Genomic DNA, 25,202 nt, shown 5'->3' on the forward strand with positions numbered 1-25,202 from the left:
CCCGGGAACTCACAGTTCGTCGTTCTCCGGGTCGTAGGGGTTGTACAGGTGCTTTGGCAGCTCCCAGTCCTGCCGGAGCGCCTTGAACAGTGCCTTCGCCTGGCCCTCGACCGGCTTGACGCGGCCGGAGTAGTCGGGGTGCCTCACGCTCGGGACGGTGACGAAGGTGGTGCGGCCCTCGGGCACCTTGCCCGCCTCCTGCGCGAGGTTGTACAGCTCGCTCAGCGAGTCCAGCCCCTTGTCGGCGGTGAGGGAGGAGGTGACCGCACTGAGGACCGGGTACAGGCGCGTCGCGGAGTCGAGCAGGCCCGCGTCGTGAACCTTGTCGAGCATCAGGCGCATGAACTGCTTCTGCCGTTCGATGCGCTGCAGGTCGTTGCCGTCGCCGACGCCGGTGCGGGCACGGACGTAGACGAGGGCCTCGGCGCCGTCGAGGTGCTGTCGGCCCTTGTTGAGGACGAGGTCCTCGGTGGGCACCTTCATCCGCGCGGGTACCTTCACGTCGATGCCGCCGAGCGCGTCCACGACCTTCTTGAACCCGGTGAAGTTCAGCACCAGGTGGTGGTCGACACGGACTCCCGACAGGTCCTCGAAGGTGCGGATCGCACAGGCCGCGCCACCGCGCTCGAACGCCCAGTTGAACTGCGCGTACTGCGGCTTGCTCCGCCCTCCGTACGGCAGCCGGCAGGCCGGGATGTCCACCATCAGGTCGCGCGGCACGCTCACCAGGGCGGCCCGCTTCCGGTCCGCGGACAGGTGCAGCAGCATCGTCGTGTCGGAGCGCTGGCTGTCCTTGGTGAACTCGATGTCCGAGCCCATGATCAGGATGTTCCGCGCGGCGGATTCGCGGACGGCGGGCCGTTTACCGAAGTCGACGGCGAGGGCCTGGTCGGTGGCCTCGTCCGTGCGGATGTTGCCCTCGAGCCGCGCGTACGCCCAGGCGCCCGCGCCGACCGCGACGGTCAGAAGCAGACTGACGCCGAGCAGAGTGCGCCGCACCCAGGGCCGGGCCGGAAGCAGATTACGAAGTGCCATGAAGGAGTCCTTCCACGCCGTGTGTGAACCGTGCGGCCATCCCCTCGACCGTGTACCGCTGTGCATCCGCCCGGCAGGCGCGGCGCAGGGACGCCAACTGCCGTGGCCGGGTGAGGAGTTCGGCGACCGCGGTCGCGTAGCGTTCCGGGTTGCTGTCGGGGGTGACGACGGCGTTGCGCCCGGCTTCCAGGTAGCCGAATTCGGGGCCGTGGTAAGGCCACGAAGTGGTGACCAGGGGTGTGCGCAAGGCGAACGAGTCGACTGCGCACAGGCCGACGGCTCCCGGCACCAGCATCACGTCGGAGGCCGCGCCGAGCAGCGCCTTGTCCTCCTCGCCGGCGACACCGACGTACACGACGTGCGGCCCGTGCCGCTCAGTCATCGCTCGCTGTGCCCCGTCGCCCGCGACGAGCAGCCGGAACCCGGGCAGACGCGCGGCGAGCGCGTCGGCGGCGGCCAGCAGGAACGGGGTGCGCTTGGGGGCGTCGAGCCCGCCGATGTAGAGGCCGGTGAGCCCCGGTGTGAGCTTGTGCCGCTCGCGCAGCCGCCGCACCCCGTCCTCGGTGACCCGATCGCGGGCGGCCTCCAGGGAGCGGGTGTCGAGGGAGTTGTTCAGGACGGTGATCCGGTGGGCGGGCACCCCGGCGCGCCGGGCGTAGTCGCCACCTTCCTCGGTGTACGCGAAGAACCAGTCGGCCCGCCGGGTCAGCAGCGCCTTCGCGCGGTGCTCCAGGGCGGAGTGCCGGGTGGTGTGCGTCCGCCCGTGCCCCCACAGGCCGATGCGCAGGCCACGCGGCGGGCGGAGCAGGAGCGGGTAGCTGTCGAGGTGGTGCAGGGCCTGGGTGAGGATCACGGCGTCGGAGCGACGGACCGTCTCGCGCAGATCGCGCCAGTCCACATGCACCCCGCCCAACACCCAGTGCTTCTGGGAGAGTTCGACCGCGCCGGGCAGGCGGGTGCTGTCCCTGCGGTCGGCCGCGTCGCCCACGGGCCGACCGTGCGCGACCGTCAACTGCACTTCCCGAGCGGCGAGTTCTGCGCCGAGCCGCTGGAAGAACGGCAGTCGGTACCCGGTGAGGTACGGCTGCACGACGGTGACGACGCGGGCACGCCCCCTCATGCGTACTCCACCTTCCCGGCGGGAGTGAGGGCGGTGTACAGGCGCTCCGTCCGCTCGACCCACACCGCCTCCCCGTACCGCTGCGCGTACACGGTCCTGCAGCGCTCGCGCAACGTCGTGAATGCCTGCGCGGCCGCGTCCAGGACGTCCGGCAGCGGGTGATCCCAGTCGGTGACGATGCCGGTCCCTTCGGCCCGCACGGCGACCGGTACCGCCGACCCCTCGAAGGCCAGCACCGGCAGCCCGACGGAGAGGGCCTCCAGGTACACGAGCGGAACCGCGCCTTCCAGCCAGCGGCTCGGAAAGACGAGTCCCTGGTACCCGGGCAGCGCCGCGCGCAGCGCGGCCCGCTCCACCGACCCGAGGAAGCGCACGCCCGCGGGCGCCACCGCCCGGCACTCGCGCTCCAGCGGCCCCGCGCCGATCACGTCCAGGCGCCGTCCCGCAGGCCAGCGGTGCAGCAGATCGAGGATGCCCTTCTCCCGCGAGAGCCGACCCACGTAGACCCAGACGTCACCCGTGACCTGCGCAGAACTCTCCACTGGAGGAACGAAATTGGGGATCAGTTCGATCTGTTCCTCCGGCAGGCCGGCCCGCACGTAGGTGTCCCGGCTCAGCTCGGAGAGAACCACCACCCGATCGGCGCGGCGTAGCAGCGGATCCTCCCGCACCCCGCCTCGCGAGGCCCACGCAAGCGGCACTGTCGCAAGCCGCGACCCTCGATAACACCCGTGCCGCACCCCCGCCCACCGGTCCCCGTCGGGGCACCGGGTGCAGGGCGCGCCATCGCGGTAGAGGACCGCGGCTGCGCACAGGGGACGGTAGTTGTGCAGGGTGGTGACCAGGGGGCCGGTCCAGGCGGTGGCCCAGGCGCGGCCGAAGTTGGGGAACAGGTTGTGGACGTGCACCACATCTGGGGCGAGGGCGCGCAGCGCGGGCAGCGGGGTGCGGCCGTGCCCGGTGGCGACGGTGACGGCGCACCGAGCCGCGTACCAAGGCGCCTTCTGCAGGTCGTCGGTGCGGGCGGCGACGAGGTGCACGTCGTGCCCCGCGCGGCCGAGGGCGGCGGCTTGGTCGAGCACGGCCTCGTTCTCGCCGCCGGGCACGGACGAGCCGTAGAAGCTGTGGACGAGCACGATCTTCATTCCCGTACTCCCTTGGTTCCCTTGGTTCCCTGACCCGTACGCGCGCCCTGGCAGGCCGCCCAGATGAACCGCGGATGTCCCCACACGACCCGCCGCCACAGCCGCCGTGGCTCGCTGCACAGCCGGAACAGCCACTCCAGGCCGTGCCGCTGCATCCATCCAGGGGCCTGCGGCTTGTTTCCCGATACGAAGTCGAAGGCGGCGCCCACCGCCACGTACACCGCTGGATGCAGCGCCGCGAGCCGGGCAACCTCGTGGTCCTGCTTGGGTGTTCCGAGCCCGACCCACACGACATGCGCGCCGGACGCCGCGATCCGCCGGGCCTGGGATTCCCGTTCCTCGGTGCTCGGTTCACGGAACGGTGGCGCCTCTGTGCCCACGATCATCGCCTCGGGGAAGCGGATGCGCAGCTCGGCCGCGAGCCGGTCCAGGACGTCACGGGTGGAGCCGAGGAGGTAGTGGCGCAGGCTGTGCGCCTGCCCGGCGCGGAAGGCGTTCAGGAAGAGGTCGGGGCCGTAGACGCGGTCGGCGGGAAGGTCCAGGTGCCGGTGGACGAGGCGCCCCGCCCACACCACGCCCTGGCCGTCGGGAAAGTTGACCGCGTCCGGCTGCCGCAGCACCGCCCGCAGCGCCGGGTCCGTGTCGGCGAGAGCGAGGGTGTAGGCGTTGCAGAGGTGGATGTGGCGGGGGGCGGTGCGGGCGAGGGCGGTGTCGATGACATACCGGGCGGCAGGGTCGGGTGCGACGGCGGTGATGGGCACCTGAGCCACTGCTGCCGTGGGCAGGTGTACCGCTGAGGGCCCCGCCGCGCCCTTGGTGCCGCAGGAGAGGACCGGGTGGGCGCAGTCCCCGGCGTCGGTCGGCGTGTCCATCGGGCCTCAACTCCTCGCCAGGTCACCCGAGTTGCCCCGAGCTCGCGCGGGGTCCCGAACCTGTCCCCGGGCCCCGTACACCGGCACTCGCAACAACAACACCACCGATGCCGCGGCCGCCCCGCCCAGCCACCCCACCATCGGGGCCCCCACGACTCCGTGGTGCAGCAGCACTCCGGTCGCTGTTCCGGTCCCGGCCGCCGCGCCCAGGGCCACCGCCGCCCCGGGAACGGTCAGGCCCAGGTGCCGCAAGCGGTGCGCGATGTGGTCCGTCCCGCCGCACAGCAGCCCGCGCCCGGCCCGGTGCCGAGACACCAGCACCAGCACCGTGTCGGCCGTCGCCACCACGGTCACCGCGAACAGCGACGCCAGCGAGGCGGGTGCGGTGTGCCCGACGTTCACGAGCAGCGCGGCGCAGGCCACCAGGAACCCGGCGAACAGCGATCCGCAGTCGCCGAGGAAAATCCGGGCCGGATACCAGTTGTGCACGAGGAACCCGGTGAGCGAGGCAGCGAGCAGCCCGAGCACCAGGGCCAGCGAGTCGAGCCCCTCCGCCCCGGCGCACACGCAGAGCCCCAGCGCGGTGATGACACCCACGGTGCCCATCGCCCCGTCGGAGTTGTCGAGCAGGTTGAAGGCATTCGTCACGAACACCACCCACAGAACCGCCAACGCACCCGCCGTAAACCCGAGTTGGGTCCCGTGGACGACGACGCTGGCTGCCCCCGCCTCCACGATGACCCGCACCCTTGCCCCCATCGGCCGCAGGTCGTCGAGGAAGCCGAGCAGGGCGACGGCACCCGCGGCGAGCAGCAGTGTGCCGGTCGTGGAGTCGAGCGGTGTGGTCCCGGAGGCGGTGGCGGCCGTCGCGACCGCGCCGGTGGCGGTGGCCACGGCAACCCCGCCGAGGTGCGGCGTGGGCCGGGCGTGGGCCTTGCGGCCGCCGGGTCGGTCCACGAAACGGCGGCCGGTGCGCAACGCCAGGGAACGCAGCCCGGCGGTCAGGGCGGCGGCGAGCAGCAGCGCGGTCCCGGCGGCGGCGATCCCGTACAGCACGGTCAGGCCCTGGATGAACCGGAGGGGTGTGGAGCTCCCCGGAGGGGTGGTGCGGGGAGACGGGCGGGAGGGAGCACCACTGGGGCAGCGGGCCCGGGGAGGCCGCCGCCCGCGTCGAGAAGTGCCGCATCCACGATATCCGTGAGATCCAACTCCGGTGCCCAGTCCGTGAGTTCACGCAGCTTGCGGGTGTCGGGGATGCGCCGGGCCATGTCCTCGAAGCCGTGGCCGCCGGCATACACCTCCTCGTACGGAATGAACTTCAGCGGCGACGACGAGCCGGAGCGTTCCAGGACGAGGTAGGCGAGCTCGGCGATGGTGGTCTCCTCGGAGCCGCCGACATTGAAGACCTCGCCGTTCGCGTCCGGGTGAGCGAGCAGCCGCAGCAGCGCGTCGACGACATCCGCGACGTGCACGAAGCAGCGCATCTGGGTGCCGTCTCCGTAGATGGTGAGCGGCCGCCCGGCGACGGCCTGCGCGGCGAGGCGCGGTACGACCATGCCGTAAGCGGGCGACTGGCGCGGCCCCACGGTGTTGAAGAGGCGGGCCACCGTCACCGGCAGTCCGCGCTCACGGTGGTAGCCGAGCGCGAGGATCTCGTCGACAGCCTTCGACGTGGCGTACGACCAGCGGGCGACGGTGGTCTGCCCGAGGATCCGGTCGTCGGTCTCGGCGACCGGCCCTGCGCCGTTCTTGCCGTAGATCTCGGAGGTCGAGGCGAGGAACAGCGGGCGGCCGTGCCGATGGGCGGCCTCGACGACGGTCTCGGTGCCGCGCACGTTCGTCGTGAAGGACTTCAGCGGCTGCTCGACGACGAGCCGTACGCCGACCGCGGCGGCCAGGTGGACCACCCGGTCGCATCGGCTCGTGAGTTCGTTGACGAGCCGGGCGTCGAGGACCGAGCCGCGGACGAAGTCCAGGTTCGGGTGGGACTGACAAGCGGCGAGGTTGGCGCGGTCGCCGGTGGACAGGTCGTCGAGGACGACGACGGTGTGGCCCTGTGCGAGCAACGCGTCGGTCAGGTGCGAGCCGATGAAGCCCGCGCCGCCGGTGATCAGATACCTGGTCGATGCGGCCATCGTGGCCCCCTTGGTGAGGTGAGGCATCGGGGTGACACCGGCGGGGCGCGCCCGTTCGGAGCCTTAGGCAGGCTATTCCGTAATGTCCAAGTATGTGTTGAATGACACGATTTACTGTGTGTCAGCTTCGCCCGTCCGCGATGCCCCCGCCCACACCGGAGAACCTCATGCCCCCCATGACAGATGTTCGGGTCACCGTCGTCGGCCTCGGTTACGTCGGTCTTCCGCTCGCCGTCGCCGCCGCCGAGAAGGGCTTCGCCGTCACTGGCCTCGACACCGACGAACTACGTGTCAAGAGGCTCGCGTCCGGCGACTCGTACGTCGAGGACATCCCCTCCGAGCGCCTCCTCGCCGCCCTCGACTCCGGCCGCCTCCGCGTCACCGTCGACCCCGCAGACACGGACGGCTTCGACATCGCCGTCATCACCGTTCCCACTCCGCTCACGGGCGGTGCCCCCGACCTTTCCTGCGTCGAGGCAGCCGCCCGCTCGCTCGCCCCGCTGCTGCACCGCGGCGCGACCGTGATCCTGGAGTCCACGTCGTACCCGGGCACGACAGAGGACGTTCTGCGCCCGCTCCTGGAGCAGGGCAGCGGACTGACCGCGGGCACCGGATTCCAGCTCGGCTACAGCCCTGAACGCATCGACCCCGGCAACGCGCGCTGGCGCCTGGAGAACACCCCGAAGATCGTCTCGGGTATCGACGACGACTCGCTCGAAGCCGTGGAGGCGTTCTACGACAGGATCGTCGATCGCACCGTCCCGGTCTCCTCGCCGCGCACCGCCGAGCTGACCAAGCTTCTGGAGAACACCTTCCGGCACGTGAACATCGCCCTCGTCAACGAGCTCGCGCTGTGCGCGCGCCCGCTCGGCGTCGACATCGGGGAGGCGGTCGAGGCGGCTGCGACCAAGCCCTTCGGCTTCATGCCGTTCTACCCCGGCCCCGGCGTCGGCGGCCACTGCCTTCCCGTCGACCCCTCGTACCTGTCCTGGCAGGTGCGCCGCCAGCTCCACCACGACGTGCGCTTCGTCTCGCTCGCGAACGAGATCAACGAGCACATGCCGTCGTACGTCGTCCAGCGCGTCGCCACCGGCATGGGCCGAACCCTGGCCGGAGCGCGGGTGCTGCTGATCGGTCTCGCGTACAAGAAGGGCACGGGCGACGTGCGCGAATCGCCGGCCGTGGAGGTGGCCCGCCAGCTGCACGAGGCCGGCGTCGTGGTGCACGCGGTCGAGCCATACGCCTCCGCGGCGCATCTGCCTTCGTACGTGCTGTGCGTGGAGCTGACGGAACAGGAGCTCCGGGCCTCGGACGCGGTGGTCGTGCTCACCGACCACGACGGCCTCGACTACGACCTTGTGGAGCGGGCCTCCGCGTATACCTATGTCTTCGACACCCGCAGCCGGTGCCGGACGGAGTCCGTCGAGCGGTTCTGAGGGGGCGTGCGGCAGGCAGCGTCACTGACGACCCGCATCGGCCTGATACGTGGATCATGTTGGAGTTCTCCCGCATCCCGTGCCGGCCCTCGGCCCGCGTGCTGCACGCGCATTGCTGTGGCCTCTCGGTCAGCTCTTTGCAGAAGGCGGCGCCGGGCAGGAGCGGAGCCACGCGTGACGCGCCGCCGTGGGACATGACTGCGGGCTGCGGCGGCGCGGGCTCCCGTGCGCCTTCAGCGCCGTGCGTGGTGCGATCAGTCCACCACGGTTACGGGAGGTGCCCCCAGCAGCGGTGGACGACCTACGGTGGCGCACGTCGTATGGACGTGTTACACGCCCGGAGCGGCCCCGGCCGCCCGGGGACTTCCCTTGTCACGTACGGGATGGCGCCCTTCGAGCCGTCAGGGGCGGTGTCAAAGTCACGCCCTTTGCGGCCACATAGGTACTTCTTATGTACCGCTTCGGCCTATTCCGGCATGCCGAAGTGCCGAAATTCTGATCATTCGCGATACGTCAACCTGTGCACGCCTTCGCCACCCTCCGGAAGTCAGGTATGAGTAGACGAAGCAGAAAGAGCTGGCTCAGAGCGCTACTCACTGGGCTGCTCGCCATCGTGATGATCAGCGGCACTGTCCTGCTGTTGGGCGGTAACGCGGCCAGCGGCCAGATGTGGCGGGCCGAGGGAGGGTTGGACCCGTCCGGGCCCGACTGCGATCCCCTGCCCTCCTCCAGCGGGACAGGGCAGCCCACCGGGGCCAGCAGTCCGGCCAAGAACAGTCAGGTGGGTGACGGCAAGCCGGCGAGCGTTGGAAGCCGGCCGAGCACGGACCCGGCCAACTGTGAGCACGCGTCGAACCTGATGGGCACCCCCCAGGCCGAGAAGACTCCGTCGCCCACGAACTCCGAGGCCGCCGCCAGCGAGACGCCCTCGGGGACGGGCAAGCCCAGCGCCGAGGGCAAGAGCCCCGAGACACCCAAGAGCGCGGCCACCGGTGGCATCGACTGCGCCGAGAATCGACAGGCGCCGGACTGCTCTCCCTCTGCCGAGGCGCAGAGCCGGACGCAGGGTGGGCTGAAGATCGCCAAGTCGGTGTCCTCGAAGTCCGTCAAGGCCGGGGACTCGGTCACGTACACCCTGTCCATCGTCAACCCGGACGGCTTCGTCCACAGGAACGCCAAGGTCGCGGACGACCTGTCGGATGTGCTGGCCAAGGCGGCGTACGGCCATGACGCCAAGGCCAGCAGCGGCAGTGTGTCGTTCACGGAGCCCAAGCTGACCTGGCAGGGTGACGTGGCAGCAGGCCAGACCGTGACCGTCACCTACTCGGCGAAGAACAAGGCAGGCGTCGGCAGCACCCGTGACAACGCCGTTCTCGGGTCGTTCGGATCCCCGTGCTCGCCCGAGGCCACGGACCCCAAGTGCGCGACCAGGAACGGACCGTCGGCGCTCACCATCAGGAAGAGCATCGACAAGCCCCTGGTCAGGCCGGGCGACAAGGTGGCGTACACCATCTCCATCGCCAACACCAGCACCGTGGACGCCAAGAACACGGTGGTGTTCGAGGACCTCACCGGAGTCCTCGGTGCTGCCCGCTACAACGATGACGCCGCTGCCCGGTCGGGTTCGGTCTCGTACGTCGAGCCGCAGCTGATGTGGACCGGCGACATTCCGGCCGGTACCACCGTCATCGTCACCTACTCCGTGACGGCGCGCGCCAAGCTGAAGGGAGAGCGCACCCTCACCAACATCCTCACCAGCCCGGGAAACACCAACTGCCCCAAGCCGGGAAGCAAGCGGGACATCGGATCCACTGACTCGAGCTGCAGCGCGACCACCCTCGTGGACTCGTCGACCGAGGCGACCGAGCCGACCAAGGTGATCGATATGACCGGGCCGGCCAAGGTGTTCGGGGAGACCGAGCCGGCCAAGGTGGTCGAGGAGACCAGGCCGGCCAAGGTGGTCGAGGAGCCCGAGCCGGCCAAGGTGATCGACATGACCGAGCCGACCGAGCCGGCCACGGCGTTCGGGGAGACCGAGGCGACCGAGCCGACTGAGGTGTTCGAGCCGACCGAGGAGACTGAGCCGACGGAGGTGTTCGGGGAGACCGAGTCGGCCGAGTCGTCGACCAAGCCGACACTTGCGGAGACCGGCGTTGAATTCCCGGTCTTTGCCGGGATGATGGCAGCAGTTCTCCTCGGAGGCGGTGCCCTGCTCTTGATGTACCGCAACCGGATCGGACGGGACTGACCCGTCCTGCTCGGTTCGGCGGACGCCGACTGAGTGAGCAGCGTGGGGCCTGCACTTTCGCGTGCGGGCCCCACGCGCGTTCGTGGGACGGATGAGGAGTGCAAGCGGCCGCTGGGGAACACCGATGAGAGGAGATCCTGTGTGTGGTGAGGATGTACGCCCGCGCAGCGGGCCCAGATCCCGTGGGCGGCGTGGCGGGTCCGTCCTCGTGGCCGTCGCGGCCTGCCTCGCTTGCCTGGCCGTCGTGGACTCGCCGTCGGCTGCCGCGGACCCGCTGCCACCACCACACCCGGCCGTTACGGGGGAGACTCGCCTTGCCGCGGCGCGCGCCCGCCTCGACACCCTCTACCGCGAGGCCGAACGCGCCACGGATGCGTACAACGCGGCGAAGGAACTTGTCCGCCTGGGGGAGCGGCGCACAGCTGCCGTCGACCGGTCCGTCGTCCGCCTGACGCTGAAGGTGACCGAGCTACGGGACGGCGTGGGCTGGCTGGCCCGCAAGCAGTACCAGTCGGGAGGGCTGCCGCCCGCCGCCGCGGCCTTGTTCAGCCCGGACCCCGGCCAGTACCTGCGCTCCCAGATGACCATGGGGTACGGAGCGGGCCGTGTGGCGGGGCGGGTCGACCAACTCCGGCGGGCACAAAGGGAACTGGCGGAACGTCAGGTCCATGCCCGCCGGGCTTTGGCAGCGGTCCGTGCGCTCCGGCGGAACAAGCAGACGGCGCAGGAGAAGGTACAGGAACGCGTCGGACAGGCCGAGAAGCTCCTCGCCGACCTCACCGAGCAGGAGCGGCGTCGGCTCGCGCGAGCGGAGGAGGCGGCGGCCTGGGAGCGCCAGCGGCGCTGGCTGGAGCACACCTCGCCGTCCGACCTCAACCGGGCGGCGGGGCCGCGCGGACGGAGGGCGCTGCACTTCGCCCGCGAGCAGCTGGGCAAGCCGTACGTCTGGGGGGCGGAGGGTCCGGACACGTACGACTGCTCGGGGCTGACCCAGAAGGCATGGCAGGCAGCCGGAGTCTCCATCCCCCGTACATCCCAGGAGCAGTGGGCCCGGCTGCCGCACGTCGCCCTGGCCGACCTGCGGAAGGGGGACCTCGTCATCTACTTCCACGACGCGACCCATGTCGCCCTCTACATCGGCGACGGCCTGATCCTGCACGCGCCCCGCCCCGGCCGTCACGTGACGATCGGTCCGGCCGGGGGCATGCCCATTCTCGGGGTGGTGCGACCGGACGCGGTGTGACCCGGGATCCGCCGGGGCAGGGGAGCGGGCGTCCGGCCGCGCGGGCCTTCGTCAGGTGGCGAGGGGCTCCAGGTGCCATGCCTTGATCCGGACGACCGCGGAGCCGCCGGTGCCTCCCGTATGGTCGATGCGGGTCCGGACCGTGAGGCGGTAGCGCTCGCCCCCCAGCTCCACCTCGCCCGAGAGCCGCGCGCCCGTCGGCCGCTCCCCGTACCCCTCGACCTCGACCGGGACCTGGCCGACCCAGGTCACGGCGGTGTGCGGAGCGATCTCGGTGGGCAGCGGGACGCCGGGGGCCACCGTCTGCCACCAGTCCGGGCGGTCTTCGGTGAGGGCGCGCAGCGCGGCACCGGTCACGCGGACCGAGGCCGCCGAGACCTTGAGCGGGTGAGGGCCGTTCCGGTAGGTCTCGTCCAGGTCGCGGCTCACGTTCAGCTTGCCCAGGGACATGCCGACCTTGTCCGGCGTGAAGTCGTCGGCGCGTGTTCCCGGCGGCAGCCCGGGCACCACCCGGGGCCAGTTGGCCGGCTGAGCAGTGGGCGCGGTCCGCCCGGCGGCGGCCTTCTCCCGCACCAGGCGCGCGGTGACGACATACCGCTCGTCGCTGGGGAACAGTGCGCCGATGGGCCAGCAGGTGACGAGCTTGAGCTCCGGCTTCGCGGAATGATGCACGGGGTGACCCTTGCGGACCACCTTGCCGCCCGTTACCCGGTAGGTCCAGGTGCGGCAGGCGCCCTGTACCTCGACGGAGTCTCCCGGTCGCAACTTGTCGAGTTCGTTGAAGTACGTGATGTCGTGGCCTTCCAGGACGGTCGTGCCGCCCTGGTCCGGCCACTGGCTGCTGGGCAGGTGGCCGACGGCCCGGTCGAGCGTGGCCCGGTCGGCGCCTTCGAGGACCGCGGTGCGCAGACCGGTGCGCGGCACCCGCAGCACGGCGCGCGGGACGCCGGAGCGATCGATGCGCGACGGCGGCAGTTCGGAGCAGCCGTCCGGAGCGCCGAAGGCGGGTGCGGCGGGCGCACCGAACGCCGCGCCGTCGTCCCACATGCGGGTCAGGCGGGTGCTCGAGGCGGTCCATGTGGCGTCGAACCACGCGGCGTGCCCCAAGGTCCCCGCACCGGCGGCGAGCAGGGTGACCGCGGCCGTGGTGGTGATGACGCGGCGCCGCACGGACTGGTGCCGCGGGGCCGGTCCCGGGGTTCGGGGGCGCGCCTCCCGCCCCTCGTGCTCGACAGCGGGGATCCGCACGGCCACGGGCCGGTACCGGACGCCCACCGTGGGAACGGTCCGCAGCACATACTTGATGCCCGGCACGTGGTGGATGCCAGGGAGCGGGCCCCGGTAGCGCGCCTTGTAGGGCTGGGGCACATAGCGTCGTACTCGCCGGACACGCAGCTGCGCCACGAGCAGGGTGCGCGTGTCAAGGCGGAGGCGGATCCGGCGCTTCGGCCGGAGGGCCTTGATGGGGGACTCCGACGCGGACCGCCCGCAGTGCGGGCAGCACTGCGGGCCGGTCGACGAGGGATCGCTCAAGCCGTCGATCACCGTGAGATGCCTCTCCGTCTGCTGTGTCTACGGGGCGGTCAGGCGACGTTCCTGGTGCGGCGCAGTCCGCTCGCCGCACCGAGCAGCAGAGTGGTCCCGGCCGCGAGCGCGAGCCCGGCGCCGACCAGTTCGGGCGTGAGCGGAACGCCGGTCTGGGCCTTCGTCGCGCCCGCGATCTCGGTCCCTGCCGCTGAGTTGCTTCTTGCCGCTGCCCCGCTCTTCGAGTCGGCCGCCGCGCCGGCTCTGGCAGCACTGCTCTTAGGGGCGACGAAGATCAGGTCCGGGGTGCCATTGACCCTGAGTTCGGCCTTGCCGGGGGAGAAGCTGGCCTTCTGTTCCTCCGGGTGTGTGAGGTTGAGCTGGACCGCCTTCTGTCCCTCATGCAGGCCGCTGCCCTTGACCGTGAGGGAGAGAGGCCTGGCGAACTTGCCCTTCGTGGTGGAGCCGTCGACCTTGTACGCCTTGACCCCGACGGCGGCGAGAGTGCGGTATCCGGAGTAGCCGACCTGGCCGAGGCCGCCGTCGATAGCCGTGGTGTCCGCCGTGGTCATGCGGAGCACGGTCGGCTTCTTGAAAGCACCTTCGGGGACGATGAGTTGGGCGGTGCCGCCGTTGACAGCGCCGGAGAGGGTGCCGCCCGATCGGTCGACGATCTGGCTGGCGACCACTCGGGCGGTGGGGGACGCGGCTGTCGTGTCGTGGGGAGAGAGCGCCAGGGCCGCCGGGGCTGACACGGTGGTGGCGCTGGCAACGAGTGCGGCGACAGTCATGAACTTGCTCATGGGGTACATGCCTCTCTGTCTCTGTCTGTGCTCTGGGCGGATCGAACTGCTGGCCGTGGGTGGATCGTTGATCCGAACGGCGGCGCGGGGCGTGGCCGTGCTCGAGAGCGTCCACGTTCCGTGCCCGGTGGCCTGGGGATGGCTCACCTTCCACCTCCGCCCGCACTGGAGATGTCGGCGCGCAGTGCGTCCAGTGCGGCGTACAGTCCCGCGAATCCCGTCTCGATCTCGTCCTCGTCGGCACCGGATGCGGTCGCCGGTCCTTGGAGGGAGGACGGACTCTCCGGCAGCACGGAGACGGGTGGTGTATCCAGTCGGTGGTCCCCGTCGGGAGAGCGAACGCAGGGGACGGAGGCGAAGTCCTCCTCATGCTCTTGCCGGAGAGCGATGGCGGGCTTCGGCTCTTGCTGGACCGGGACGGCGGCGAGCTCATCCGATGGGCCGCCGGTGTCGTGTCGTCGGCGACGCGCGGCGAGTACGGCCGCACCGGCCAGGCCCGCCAGGACCGAACCCGCGCCGACCGATACGTAAAGCGTGGTCCGCTCCGGTGGAGTGCCGTCGGCGGGCGCCGGAGCGGTGACCGGCACCTCCGCCTGGCAGGCGGAAGCGTGACCGGACGGCGTGCAAGGACCGGAGGCCAGTTCGCTGCTCGCCCGAACCGTCAGGCCTCGCGTCGGCGCTCCAGGCCGGACCGTGGCGTCCGAGGTGAACGTGACGGTCACGGTCCGGCCTGCAGGCAACGGGCCTGTCCAGACCAGATGGTGCCCCGTGAACGCCGCAGAACCCGCCGTCGCGCGCACCTTCTTCGGGGCTCCGGAGGCCCCGCCGAGGCCCTTGAGGTCGACGTCGAAGGTGGCGGGGTCCGTGGCGGTCCAGCCTCCCGCGCCGACATTCTTCGCGGTGACTTGGAAGGTGACCTGGCCGTCGCCGGAGACCTCGTCCGGATGCGCCCGAACGGTGAGTTCCAGTCCGCGCAGCCGGACCGGAGATCCGGCCTCCGGAATGCTCAGCACCGGCCGTTCGACGGTCCGATGGACGGTCGCACTGAAGTAGATCCGCGCGTGCTGACCGGGACCCAGGTCTCCCGTCCAGCGGAGCGACCTGTCCCGTAGCCTCACCTGGCCCGGCCCCACGACCACGGCCTCGCCGGCCAGGTCGGCCGAGGCGAGGACGCCGGAGAGGTCGATGTCGACATGGCCCGGCGCCCCTGAGGGCCGGGTGGGGCCGGTCACCTCCACGAACCAGCCGACCGTGTCACCGGGGCCGGCTACCGCGGCGTCCGCCGAGACATCGGTGATCCGTGGCCCCTCACTTCGGGGCGGGGCTTCGGTGCCGGGTGTCATCGAGGACGCGTCCGACGACCGTGAAAGTGGTGACAGGGCGGGCGCGGCAACGGCGCCACCCTCCGCCGACCACACCACGCCCACCACGAACACCAGGCCCGCCGCCCGGAACGCCCGGCCCAACCCGCCGTACACGGCGGCTACTTACCAGAGTCGGAGCGCTCCGCACCGACAGTCGGGCCCGGCAAGGGGCCCAGCGGTCCGAGCGGTTGGGCCGCCGCCGTGTAGCAGACCTGGTCCCCCGTCCCGTCGGACAGCGCACTGTCACCAGTGGCTGCGGCAGAGTTCTGCGAGGGGAGCTTCAACGCCTTGGCGGGCGTTTCCTTCCTGCGGATGTACACGGCGAGGACAGCGAGCAGACACAGCACGCCCGAGAGGCTCCCCGCAGCCACCGGCCACGAGACCCGCCCGCCGGCCGTCGATCCGCTCGAGACGATGGCATCCGTGTCGGTCGCGCACACCGGCGAGTCACCGCCCTCGGCACAGGCCGTCAGGGTCAGGCGATCAACGTCGTCGGGCGTCGCGCCCACCGTCCCCGTGAGCGTGAGCACCTTGCTCTGACGGGGGGCCACGTGCACCTTCCACTGGACCTGGTCTCCCGTATTGACACCGTCGTCATCGGCCGACCCCCACCGGAATCCCTGGGGCAGGTTCGCGGAGACGGAAGTGGCGAGACCGGAGGCCGCACTCTGGTTCTTCACGGTGATCCGGTACGCCACTTGGGAGCCCTCGGACACCTGGTGCACCCCGTCCTCCACGGAGACGGCGGGCTTCGCCTCTCCGAAGGGCGCAGTGCTCTCAGCGTTCTCCACCTGTCCGAAACCCGGGATTCCCCCCGGGCCTTCGTCTGCCGATGCCCCTCCGGCGATGACGCCGCACAATGTGGTGGCGAGTACCGTCGTCGCCGCGAATGCCCCGAAACGGGCCCTGGAGTACGAGGGCATTTCTCTCCTTCGGTCGGCTCCGGATGCCGGGGATGGTTTCGCACACCGGCGGACGTCAACCTACTGACTGGTGGCGCCACTTACGGGTAGGCGTGAATATGAGCCACCTGTACAGCGGAAAGAATGTGGATTCTTGTTATTGAATTTAATTGAGTGAATTCTTACGCTCTCCGTGTGGTCGCGGCCGATGACTCTGCATTCACCGGGTCCGGGAATGCAGAGTTGTTCGCGTAGCGCTTGTGCTATTTGGCCTATCGTATTTCGGCGCCCGCATCGGATCGGAATCGAGCTCGTTGAGGTGGCGTGCACTCTCACACCCCCCACCGAGGTTTCTGGTATCTGCCGTACGTTCCCCCGATGCGCCCAGGGCCGATGGAACGGCCGGCCGCACAGACTTCCCTCACGCCGATCTATGACGCGCTCTGCAGGGAGTACCTTGACGCCCGCCGGTACGTGCCGGGCGACCGAACTGGCGAAGCGTCGACCCGCCACCACGGCTCTGTCGCGGCTTCCTTCCCGCACCGACACCCCGGACACTGAGCCATCTGGGGCAGACGGCAAAACCGTTTCGGTGGTGGGACCCGTAGGGCAGGGCCCGGTCGGCTCAGGGCTGGGGCAGAGGCGTGTTCAGGTCCCAGGCGACGGGGATGGCCGCGGAGCCGAACGCCTTCGCGATGAGTGCGTCGTCGCTGAGCTCGGAGGGATCGTCCTCGGCGCGGATGGAGTGCTTGCGGCCGTAGACGAAGAGACGGTCACCGATCGTGAGCAGGCCGTAAAGCCGCTTGGCGTCATTCACGTACATGTTGAGACAGCCACCGGAGCCTGACTCGAACAGATCCTTGTAGGTGCCGTGGAGGGCCTGGCCGCCGTTGAAGAACTGCGAGTACGGCATGGGCGCGCCGTCGTAGAGCGTGGAGAAGAACGTCCGGCGCTTCTCGAAGACACGCTGCCAGCCCGTGCGGGTCTCAAGACCCTCCCTGCCGCTGCGGATGGGCACGGGGCCGAAGACGACCTTCCTCCCGATCTGCACCCACAGCACTTGGCGGGACAGGTCGACGCACGTCACACGAGAGCGGCGGACCGGGCACCGCCTTCTCGCGTTGGGGTCCTTCTTCACGTCGTTGACGAGGAGGAGCCGGTAGGTCTTCTGGTTCGCTGCGCCGTTGGCGGGTTTGATGCCCAGCTGCTTCTGGAGCCGCTGGATGGCCAGGCAGTCCCGCTGGGACATCGCCCCGTCCTGCGGCAACTTCAGTCGCTTCTCCAACTGCCACTGGTAGGGGCCGGTGCCCGCACGGCACGTGCCCGCGGGCGGACGTGGCTGCACGTGGGGAGCCGGGGGTTCGGTGCTGATCGTTTTCCCGGCTGAAAGGAGGCGCTGAAAGGTGTTCTTGTCCGCTGCGCCATCGGCGGGCTTGATGCCGAGGCGTTTCTGGGCGCGCTGGATGGCCCGGCAGTCCGCCCGGGACATCGATCCGTCTCGTGGCCGGTTCAGCAGATGCTCCACCTGCCACTGGTAGGGCCCGGTGCTGGCAGTGCACGTTTCCGCGGACTGGAGGGCAGGCGCGGCGGAGGCCGGGGCACCGTCGGACAGGTCGGCTCCAAGGACGACGGCGAGCAGCACCGTGGGGACGAGGCCGCGTCGCCACCTGACGAGCAGTTGGCTGACGGTTCGACGGCTGCTCGCGTGTGCGTCCGCCACATGAGCTCCCAGGATCGTTCCGTGATGGTGAGTTGCCTGTTTCCAAAGTGATGGGGATCTCCGGACTTCGCCACCCGAGCTGGTCCGGCCTCCGTGCACCGGTCCGTCACCGAAGAGTGGCTGACGGGCCGGCGCATATGGCGTCCGGGACGTGCGACATCGTGGGGTGCGCCGATCGCGTGGCGGACTTGAGTAGAGGGCACCGGGCAGTAGCGTTCGCACACGGCGGGTGGCGGTTTCCTATGAGAGCTCGCCGTTCGTCACCGTACGCGGGGTACTCCCGGATCGTTTGCGAAAGGCATCTCTGCGATGCAGATGAAAGCCCTCCTCCGTCGCGTCGTACCGCGGACCAAGGCCGGGGTGAGCACGGCCGTCGTCGCTGTCCTCGCGGCCGCCGCGGCGTCGGTGGCCCTCAGCGGCGGAGAGGAGGGCGCGCGGCCGGTCACCGCCGAGGAGGCGCAGCAACTGGCGATGGTTCGCTTCAACACCTACGAGGCCAGTCCCGTGGCGGTCACGGTGACGGTACCCGACGGTTCGGGCAGCACCGTCGTCGACGGAGTGGTGGACTACCGAACGCACCGCGCCGTTGGGACGTTCGCCACGGAAGGCAACGGGCGGGGGCAGACCGGCATGCTCGCTTGGGACGTCGCCGGTCTCGCGGTGGCGCTTCCGTCTTCGTCGGGTCCACACGTGCCTTCGGCAGGCGCCGCGAGGCAGCCTGCGGGCATCCTGCGCGCGGCCGGAAAGCTTTCACAGCGGGCCTGGTCGCCGCGTGCCTACACCACTGATCCTCTGGACCGCGCCCTCCACGTGACCATGAGCCTGGGCGCCAACCGGCCGGACAACGCCCAGTTGCTCGCCCAGTCCGGGCCGCGCCGTCTGGGACAGCGCAGCGAGGCGGGCCGTACGTACACGCTCTATTCCGGCCCACGGCCCCGCCCGCAGCAGAAGGGGGCGGCCCCCGGAGCGCCGATGGCCGACCGTCCGGCGGCCTCCCCGCTGACGTACTGGGTGGACGGACAGGGCCAGTTGGGCCGACTCGAGATCCGGCTCGCCTCTCTGCCTCGGCCCATCCGGGTGGAATTCACAGGCAGCGACAGGAAGTTGAAGATCCCTGCCAAGCCCTGGCAGGACGCGGCACATTCGTAATCTGGGGCGGGTAGCCCTGGCAGCACCCTCGGCTACGACTGTCGCGCTGCCGGCGGCTTCCCCGGTTCGTGGCTTGCGGACATGACCACAAACGTTCCTCTGAAACCTGCCACTTTGACCAAGCCCTCTTCTTCCAGGGCTCGCACGGCCTTTCGTAGTGTTTCCTCGCCGACTCCGTACTCGGCGGCCAGTTCCGTCTGCACGGGAAGCCGCTCGCCGAGCTGTCCGGCGTGGATCCGCCGTTTCAGGTCCTGGGCGACCCGTCCCCATAGCTCATCCTTCTGCCCGGGGGCAACGGGAAGACTGCTCGCGGTCGGCGGGCGCAGGCGTGTGGTGAGCACCCGGTGCACGAACTGAGCCGTGGGGACTGGGACCCGGTACCGACGTGCGATATCAAGTACCGCAGGGACAGGCGGGGGCGGGGTCAACTGCGTCAGCTTGCTGCACAGATCCTCAACAACCGTGTGGAAACTCCACGCTTGATGTGCCATGACGTGCTCACCAAAATCAGAATGAGTTAGCAAGAAGAGACGTTTCGTAAGCCGCGAAGGGGCCCATTGGAATGTTGAGGGGTGGTCGAGTCCTATTATCATCGCTCCTTGGTGATGGTCTCGACTTTCCCTCAATCGCGCCCTTACGGTATACCGGGAGGGGCTCCAGAATGAAGCCTTGAGCGCATGCTCGGTGGGTGCCTGGGGCGAGTTTCATGAAGCGACGGAAAATCGTGGGCACATGTTGGGTTGAGTGAGGCGAGTGACAGATCTGACGAGCCTGGGCCGCGCCCTGTCCGCAGGGGGCCGCGCAGGGAAGGGAAAGGGTGGACAGGTCGCGGAGTGGGCCAGGGGGAAAGGTGGCACGCACCCGCCGTACCGCATTGTCTGCTTGTACCGTCAGGCCATCTGTGAACTCCGTAAGGTCGTCTGGCCATCACGGCGGCAGCTGTCGATGTATACCACGGTGGTGATCGGGTTCACCCTCATCGCGATCAGCGCTGTATCCGTGCTTGATTTCCTGTTCCGGCAGTCGGTCAGGTATGCATTCGGCTGACGCGCATATATGGCCACAGGTCGGCGAATTTCCATCCCTCATATCCAGGAGTGGCAGGACCCTTGGGGCGGCGGCATCTTCCCGCGCCGGACCATCAGGCGGGGGTGGGCCCGGTGACGGCCGATCACCGTATGGCGCGCCCCTGTTCGCCTGGTTGAGGGCCCCACCGGCCGACATGCTGCGGATGCGGTGCGGCTGCGCTGCCAGGACGTCGGGTCACCCGCGGATGACCATCTCGCCTGTGCGGTGCCGGTCTGTCCCGACAGAGCCGCCGGGGATTGGGACAGGCACCGAGGGTTTCGGTAAACGCGGCTCACCCCTTCCGGGATGGGTGGAGGCTCCGGTCGAAACTCGGGGCAGCCCAGATGCGGAGCCGGGGTACTGGCCGCGGAGGGCTTCCCAGAACTCCGCATCTGCCTGCCCGAGCGCTCACAGGCCGGTGTTGCGCATCCCGTTCGATGTCCTCCCGCCCCATACGACTACGACATACGACTACGACCGCGGCTTCGGTGGGTCTGCCTACGGCGTCTGTCCACTCGGTGCCTTGCCGTTCCCCGATTGGGGTGGCCCGGGTGGCGTTGAGCGGCCGTTCAGGTGAACTGCTACGGCAGGCGGTGAAACCTTCATGCTGAGGTGTGCGGGCCCCCTTTCCAGGACGAGCGTGTCAGAAAGTCAGGTTCGTTTCATGCGTCTGCATCGTTCTCTCATTGGCCTCGCAGCCTTCGCAGCCCTCGCCGCCTGCCTGGGTACTGCCTCCCCCGCCGCGTCCCAGGGCGCACCGAAGCCGGATCCTGCCGCCCGAGCGCGGGCGTTGTGCGGCAGCGGCTACGAACTGCGTCAAAGCCATCCCTTCGCGGAGAACGGGACCGTCAAGGCCACTACCTACCTCGCCTACGACGAGGCCCGAGCCACGGCCTGCACCGTCACCCTGCGCATGGCCCCGGCCCCCCAGTACGCCGACGTGCCGTACATGAGCGCCTACATCCAGCCCGCAGGAGCCTCCCCGGTGCAGAGCGGCGGCTATTACCGCAGCTACGCCGGTCCTGCCCGCGCGCGCACCACTGAAGGATGCCTGCGCTGGGGCGGCCGGTACCGCACGCAGACCTGGCACGCGCAGACCCCCACAACACCCAAGACGCAAACCACTTGCCCTGCCACCGCGTAATCGCCTGCCGGGGGCGGGGGGCGGGCAGGAGTTCTTCATCACGGACAGCCGGATGCGGACGCGCGACCCGAAGGACATGCCGCCCTCCCACGACCGTATTGAGTCCCCCCAACGGCGGCGAGGCCCGCTACTGCATCAAGAACGCCACCGAATAGAGCGGCTACAAGGTTCACTTGACCGAGACCTGCGACGTGAACCCCGCATCTGATCATGTATGTCGCCACGGCCGAGGCAACCGTCACCGATGTCGAGATGACCGCGGCCGTTCACGTCGCTCTCGACGAGGCCGGGCTGCTGGCCACCAGCGTCAGCGGCCCGGCTACTGGCAGTCCGGCGTGGGGGTGATCGGGAAGACCGTCTTCGTGGCGTCCATCTGCTGGTAGGACACCTTCCACTCACCGGTTGTGCTTGATCAGGCACTTCCGCAGCCCCTCGTCAAAGCACTCTTCGCAGTAGTTGGGGCCGGGGCCGCTCTTCGGGTCGGTGTCGTCGGCCTGGACGCGAGGAGCGGCGGTCAGCACAAGACCGGTCGCGGCCAGGGCAGCGGCAGCTGCGAGTTCGATGTTCGTGGCGCAGACCGGGGAAAGTGCTGGCAGCAGTCCCAAGAGCCCTGGGGCAGACGGTGTAGACCTGGTGACTTGGCGGCTGATCCGGTGCGTCTGCGGAGTCACACTCCAGTAGCACGTGAGCACACCACACAGGCACGCCCGGCCCCGCCTCCGTTCGCGCCGCTGCCCGACGTCGAGGAGTCCCCGCGCGGGCAGAACTGAAATCGGCGCCCTTCTGCACCCGGACAGCGGGCCCCCTACCAGCGCCGGCTCGAACGCTATCTGCGACTGCGGCCGATCGACGGCAGGCAGTCGGCGGCGGACTGCCGGGCGATCCAGCGATTCCAGCTGAAGTACAAGATCTCCCCGGACATCGGGTACGCCGGGCCCGTAACGTGGGGCAGGGCCGTCCTGTTCCAGGCCAGGACGCACCCCGATTCCAAGAGGCACTGCCCCGTCCGCGCCGCACGCGTGACCTGCGTGGACCTGTCCCGCCAGATCCTGTGGGTGCAGTCGAAGGAGAAGGCCGTCCTCGGTCCCGTGCTCATCCGGTCGGGCAGGGAGGGGCATCGGACACGGGGCGGCTGGCATCGCGTCTCTCGTACGGCTGCGTCAACCTCCGTATCAAGGACGCGAAACGCTTGTGGAAGCTCCTCAAGCGCAAAGACCGCATCTACGTCTTCGGCCGCAGACCCGGATCATGACCGGCATCGGGGTGTTCGGCGGAAGTGCCTTACGCGGGGTGGTGCGCCCGGCCCCGGCGTGAGCCGGGTCCCGGGCTGAGTACAGGCCCCTCGGAGGCACGAGGTCGCCCCCCCCTCAGAGGCAGGAGCGATCGCCGCCGATCGCCCGACCGCCGTCAGGAGTCGTGTGGCTCCAGGTGCCACGCCTTGATCCGGACGCGGGACGTACTACTGGGTCGAGACGCGGGCTCGGGCCGATCTCTCGCCGTGGCCAAGACGGACCAGCGTTCCGGCAGGCCGCGGCCCGGGGCGGTGCTCCAGTTCTCGTACCGCCTCCAGGAAACGGATGTGCCCGAGAGGGGACGTTCTGCCGGGCAAGGAGGCGACAAATAGAGGTCGCGGTCGATGGAGCCGCCGCCTCAGAACTGGAAGGTCACGATGGTCACCAGGAAGAGGACACCGGTCAGGATCGGCCAGAAGAGCAGGGCGGGCAGGAGGTTCTCCCGCCACAACAGGGCTCGGTTGGCCGTGGTGGCGACCAGGACCGCGTTGACGATGGTGCCGACGATCATCGCGTAGATGAGGATCGGGAACGTTTCCAGATAGACGTTCACGTCCGAGTCGATGAAGTCCAGGATGTCCTTGTGGCGGACCACCGTGACCAGGAGCGCGGTCATGCCGAGGGAAAGCGTGGCCAGGCTGGTGAAGCCGACCCGCTCGCGGCGCTCGTGGTCGCGCGTGGTGAGCAGAAGTGTCACAAAGATCAGGATGGCGACGGCGGTCAGGGGAACGACGGTCTTCCCGAGCGCACCGTAGATTTCTCGCTGAACGACCAGGTTGAAATAGAGCTCGGGCGTCGCGGAGGACCCGCTGTAGGAGGTTCGTCCGAGGGATGTGCGGTACGTGTTCGTCTCGTACGAGAAGGCGGTTCCGACCGGTTTCAGTCCCGCAGCCTGGGTGAATTGAGGGTCGGTGCCGAGCAACAGCTCGTCCTGCCATGGTGGATAGGAGCCGAAGTCCGGGACGGCGATGACCGAGCGCATCTTGCCGGCGGGCCAGATGCGGATCCAGATGCTGTGGCGGTCCAGGGGGTACTTCGTGTAATCGAAGTTCTGCCGCAGCGTGGTGCTGAACGTCCAGCCGAATGCCTCGCCGTGGGCGTCGGCATGGTGGTAGACCTGGCTGATCTGCGGGGCACCCTGGGCTTCCGGGAGGGTAAAGCTCCGGGGAATGGAAGCAGGGATCTCCTTCGGGAAGTACATCCACAGGTAGCCGGTTACCTCGACATTGTGTCCGCCGGGGAAACGTACGCCCTGGAGCTGGACGCCTGTGGGCACCTGGAAGGGGTGGTCCGCCTTCTCGTACCTGGCAGAGATGAAGCGGGCAACGTCACGTCGATTCGTTACGCGAAGACCGATGACCGTCCCTTCTGGAGGTTCACTGCGAGCCAGTTCCCAGATCGTCCCGATCCCAATGGCGCAGATGACACTGAACGCGATGGCGGAGATCCAGCAACGACGCACTGATCCGTTGAAAGGCCGGATGAGAAGCAAGTTGACCGTGAGGAAGAGGAAGAGCAGGCCGGTGATCACGACCCAGCTGGCTCCGTCGGCGGTGTCCTCGAGCGTGCGCGCCCGATGGGAGTGGCCGAAGCAGATGAGCGTCGTCGCGAGGGCGAAGCCGCTGAGGACGCAGAGGACGATGTTGAGCCACAGCTGCCTGCGCGGGGACAGATGGGCCAGGATCAGGAGGGGAGGGCCGTGTGACGAGGGAGTTTCCTCCGCACCCGTGTGCCGCCGGGCCATGTGGCGTCTGCCGATGCGGGCGGCGCGGGTCCGCAGCCACTGGTCGCGTGACATCGCCGGGCTCCTTGCAGTCGCTTTCGCTTTGCTGTAGTGCCAGCACGTGGCGTCCACCCACTATCCGGTGAACTGCGACGTCAGGCGCTCTGAAAGGCGGCTGTTCGGGTGGCTGCGTGCGGCTCACGTTCTCCGGGCACGCATGCGCGGAGCTGGTCCCATCGGCGCAGTGGCTGCTCAGGGTGCGCTGCGTCTCCAGCGTGCCCTCGCACCACGGGCCGCGCTCATCCCTCCACGCGAGCCCGCCCGAGCGGCAACAGCGTCCCGGCGACCGACGCCGCCTTCCTGCCAGGAAGTCGCACCTCCCGGAAGTTCCCGCCCCCAACCCAGCTCGGATTGTCGCGACGTCCACGAGCGCCCAGCAGAGGGCGTAGTCGCGCATGCCGGATATGGACGCGTCGAAGGCTGGGGAGGAGGGCGCCGGTGGTGCCCGGGACGACGACGGCCGCCGCCGGGACGCGTAGCGCCGGACTGCACACGGCGCCGCCCGCGCCCAGGGCCGTTGCCGCGCACAGCACCGCCAGCGCGGGCACGTGCAGGGCATGGGAGACGGCCATGTTCACCGCTCCGCCCAGGACTCCGGCGGCGACGGGCAGCAGTCGCCGAATGCCGCCCATGAAGAAGCAGTTGCAGAGAGCCCCGAGCCCCGAGCCCCGAGCCCCGAGCGCCGAGCGCCGAGCCACGGCCCACCGCGCACGAGGTTGGTATCTCACCGGATAGCCGCAACGACTCTGCGCTCACGATGCATTCCGGTAGGCGCGACCCGGCTGGGGCCTGTCGGGGGCGAACAGTTGGGAGACGGTCACCGGTGTCAGCCCGCGTTCGCGCAGGCCGTCGATGCCCCTCTGCCGCTACCGGCGCCGAGGCAACCGCCTTCCCGGCAGCCATGCCGGGTTGCTCCGCCGTGCCACAGGCGACCAGAACGGCGATCGCAGCGATGGTGATAACCGAGTTCTTCAAACGGCGGGGCGTGGCCACGGAAGATCTCTACCAGGCGGTCAGCACACCACCAGCCCTCGCCACAGCAACCACCGCAACGAACCCATCACGACAGCAAGATCGATCAGAGGATATGGCTCAGCTCCTCAATTGCCCCAAGGTCGTGAGCCCGCGCAGGCGGCGCGGTGCGAGCAGCATGCGTCAACTCGCTTACATGGCCCGTCCGTGCGCACCAAGATCTGTGGGTCAGCGAACAGTGCCATTT

Annotated in this window: 21 protein-coding genes; 7 read left to right on the plus strand and 14 right to left on the minus strand. The window is 69.5% G+C overall.

The genetic code is table 11. The features are described 5' to 3' along the window. Positions 1–9: 9 nt before the first annotated feature. The 6 genes from ACQB60_RS44045 to ACQB60_RS44070 are packed head-to-tail and all read right to left on the minus strand — an operon-like array spanning position 10 to position 6,307. The gene (locus tag ACQB60_RS44045) at positions 10–1,035 is read right to left on the minus strand and encodes an LCP family protein (protein ID WP_496931738.1); all 1,026 of its coding nucleotides are present in this window, start codon (positions 1,033–1,035) and stop codon (positions 10–12) included. Beyond that, complete coding sequence (locus ACQB60_RS44050) at positions 1,022–2,155, minus strand: glycosyltransferase family 4 protein (protein ID WP_496931739.1); 1,134 nt, start codon at positions 2,153–2,155, stop codon at positions 1,022–1,024. The genes ACQB60_RS44045 and ACQB60_RS44050 overlap by 14 nt, the downstream gene beginning before the upstream one ends. After that, positions 2,152–3,300 carry a glycosyltransferase family 4 protein gene (locus ACQB60_RS44055; protein WP_496931740.1) on the minus strand — a complete coding sequence of 383 codons (1,149 nt, stop codon included), beginning with the start codon at positions 3,298–3,300 and terminating at the stop codon, positions 2,152–2,154. Before ACQB60_RS44055 ends, ACQB60_RS44050 begins: the two co-directional genes overlap by 4 nt. Next, positions 3,297–4,172 carry a WecB/TagA/CpsF family glycosyltransferase gene (locus ACQB60_RS44060; RefSeq protein ID WP_496931741.1) on the minus strand — a complete coding sequence of 292 codons (876 nt, stop codon included), beginning with the start codon at positions 4,170–4,172 and terminating at the stop codon, positions 3,297–3,299. The genes ACQB60_RS44055 and ACQB60_RS44060 overlap by 4 nt, the downstream gene beginning before the upstream one ends. Positions 4,173–4,178: 6 nt before the next feature. Then, positions 4,179–5,228, minus strand: a complete 1,050-nt coding sequence (locus ACQB60_RS44065; RefSeq protein WP_496931742.1) for an MraY family glycosyltransferase — start codon at positions 5,226–5,228, stop codon at positions 4,179–4,181. A gap of 2 nt (positions 5,229–5,230) precedes the next feature. After that, the gene (locus ACQB60_RS44070; protein ID WP_496931743.1) at positions 5,231–6,307 is read right to left on the minus strand and encodes an NAD-dependent epimerase/dehydratase family protein; all 1,077 of its coding nucleotides are present in this window, start codon (positions 6,305–6,307) and stop codon (positions 5,231–5,233) included. Positions 6,308–6,483: 176 nt separating this feature from the next. Here ACQB60_RS44070 and ACQB60_RS44075 point away from each other — a divergent pair, with 176 nt between their 5' ends. The 3 genes from ACQB60_RS44075 to ACQB60_RS44085 all read left to right on the plus strand — a co-directional run bounded on the left by ACQB60_RS44075 (position 6,484) and on the right by ACQB60_RS44085 (position 11,234). Next, on the plus strand, positions 6,484–7,743 hold the full coding sequence (locus tag ACQB60_RS44075) for a nucleotide sugar dehydrogenase (protein ID WP_496931744.1): 1,260 nt from the start codon (positions 6,484–6,486) through the stop codon (positions 7,741–7,743). A gap of 859 nt (positions 7,744–8,602) precedes the next feature. Further along, on the plus strand, positions 8,603–9,991 hold the full coding sequence (locus tag ACQB60_RS44080; RefSeq protein ID WP_496931745.1) for a DUF7927 domain-containing protein: 1,389 nt from the start codon (positions 8,603–8,605) through the stop codon (positions 9,989–9,991). 244 nt (positions 9,992–10,235) lie between these two features. Beyond that, a complete protein-coding gene (locus tag ACQB60_RS44085; protein ID WP_496931746.1) occupies positions 10,236–11,234 on the plus strand; it encodes a C40 family peptidase in 999 nt (332 codons plus the stop codon). Between the two features lie 51 nt (positions 11,235–11,285). Here the strand turns inward: ACQB60_RS44085 and ACQB60_RS44090 are convergent, their stop codons facing one another. From ACQB60_RS44090 to ACQB60_RS44110, 5 genes are all read right to left on the minus strand, one after another. Then, complete coding sequence (locus tag ACQB60_RS44090) at positions 11,286–12,767, minus strand: class D sortase (RefSeq protein ID WP_496931747.1); 1,482 nt, start codon at positions 12,765–12,767, stop codon at positions 11,286–11,288. Between the two features lie 50 nt (positions 12,768–12,817). Continuing rightward, entirely contained in the window at positions 12,818–13,561 is a 744-nt protein-coding gene (locus tag ACQB60_RS44095; protein ID WP_496931748.1) for a hypothetical protein, read from the minus strand. A 143-nt stretch (positions 13,562–13,704) separates the two neighbouring features. After that, complete coding sequence (locus tag ACQB60_RS44100; RefSeq protein WP_496931749.1) at positions 13,705–15,039, minus strand: hypothetical protein; 1,335 nt, start codon at positions 15,037–15,039, stop codon at positions 13,705–13,707. A gap of 5 nt (positions 15,040–15,044) precedes the next feature. After that, positions 15,045–15,716, minus strand: a complete 672-nt coding sequence (locus ACQB60_RS44105; RefSeq protein ID WP_496931750.1) for a hypothetical protein — start codon at positions 15,714–15,716, stop codon at positions 15,045–15,047. Positions 15,717–16,452: 736 nt separating this feature from the next. Beyond that, positions 16,453–17,547: a L,D-transpeptidase gene (locus ACQB60_RS44110; protein WP_496931751.1), complete on the minus strand. Its 1,095-nt coding sequence runs from the start codon at positions 17,545–17,547 to the stop codon at positions 16,453–16,455. 309 nt (positions 17,548–17,856) lie between these two features. Here ACQB60_RS44110 and ACQB60_RS44115 point away from each other — a divergent pair, with 309 nt between their 5' ends. Beyond that, on the plus strand, positions 17,857–18,696 hold the full coding sequence (locus ACQB60_RS44115; protein WP_496931752.1) for a hypothetical protein: 840 nt from the start codon (positions 17,857–17,859) through the stop codon (positions 18,694–18,696). A 32-nt stretch (positions 18,697–18,728) separates the two neighbouring features. On the opposite strand, the gene ACQB60_RS44120 is transcribed toward ACQB60_RS44115, so the two are convergent. Then, entirely contained in the window at positions 18,729–19,289 is a 561-nt protein-coding gene (locus tag ACQB60_RS44120; protein WP_496931753.1) for a winged helix-turn-helix domain-containing protein, read from the minus strand. Positions 19,290–19,449: 160 nt separating this feature from the next. On the opposite strand from ACQB60_RS44120, the gene secE reads away from it, so the two are divergent. From secE to ACQB60_RS44135, 3 genes are all read left to right on the plus strand, one after another. Continuing rightward, complete coding sequence (gene secE, locus ACQB60_RS44125) at positions 19,450–19,743, plus strand: preprotein translocase subunit SecE (RefSeq protein ID WP_496931754.1); 294 nt, start codon at positions 19,450–19,452, stop codon at positions 19,741–19,743. A gap of 685 nt (positions 19,744–20,428) precedes the next feature. After that, complete coding sequence (locus ACQB60_RS44130) at positions 20,429–20,908, plus strand: hypothetical protein (RefSeq protein WP_496931755.1); 480 nt, start codon at positions 20,429–20,431, stop codon at positions 20,906–20,908. A 210-nt stretch (positions 20,909–21,118) separates the two neighbouring features. Beyond that, a complete protein-coding gene (locus ACQB60_RS44135; RefSeq protein WP_496931756.1) occupies positions 21,119–21,253 on the plus strand; it encodes a hypothetical protein in 135 nt (44 codons plus the stop codon). 50 nt (positions 21,254–21,303) lie between these two features. Here ACQB60_RS44135 and ACQB60_RS44140 read toward each other — a convergent pair whose 3' ends face one another. Both ACQB60_RS44140 and ACQB60_RS44145 read right to left on the minus strand, forming a co-directional pair. Beyond that, a complete protein-coding gene (locus tag ACQB60_RS44140; RefSeq protein ID WP_496931757.1) occupies positions 21,304–21,513 on the minus strand; it encodes a hypothetical protein in 210 nt (69 codons plus the stop codon). 1,045 nt (positions 21,514–22,558) lie between these two features. Further along, on the minus strand, positions 22,559–24,055 hold the full coding sequence (locus ACQB60_RS44145) for a hypothetical protein (RefSeq protein WP_496931758.1): 1,497 nt from the start codon (positions 24,053–24,055) through the stop codon (positions 22,559–22,561). Positions 24,056–25,202 lie beyond the last annotated feature (1,147 nt).

This window comes from Streptomyces odontotermitis (assembly GCF_050510915.1).
Classification (GTDB): Bacteria; Actinomycetota; Actinomycetes; order Streptomycetales; family Streptomycetaceae; genus Streptomyces.